The 418-nt window shown below is 38.8% G+C and carries 1 pseudogene; it reads left to right on the forward strand.

The features are described from left to right. Positions 1-28 precede the first annotated feature (28 nt). Positions 29-418: pseudogene (locus tag E3E28_RS10935) on the forward strand (tRNA (guanine-N1)-methyltransferase); the annotation flags it as partial.

The raw sequence follows: 418 nt of genomic DNA on the forward strand, positions 1-418 counted from the left end.
TATATTTTTGATTTCGACAATAGAACACATGCTCGGAGTGAAAGTTCCTAAAAAAGAGGGCGAGAAAGCAAGGAGAAAACTTTTGGAGCTCGGCATTTTGGATAAAAGCTACAAAGTTAAGCAAGAAGGCGAGTTTTTAGTATTTCCTGTCAAAGCTCCAATTGAAGGATTTGAAATCGTTGAGGCTGATTTTGAGAAAGCTGAAAAGAAACCACACAGCTACCGTGAGGTAGTTAAAGTCCCTGAAGAAGTGAGGAGCCTCTTACCTTCATCCTTTGACATAATTGGAGACATAGCAATAATTGAACTTCCAGAGGAGCTTGTGCAGTATGGAAAGCAAATTGGAGAGGCGATTTTAAAAGTTCACAAGCATATAAAAGCTGTTTTTGCAAAGGGAAGTAAAATTTCCGGAGAGTTT

The organism is Thermococcus sp. 21S9, from assembly GCF_012027635.1.
Lineage (GTDB): Archaea > Methanobacteriota_B > Thermococci > Thermococcales > Thermococcaceae > Thermococcus.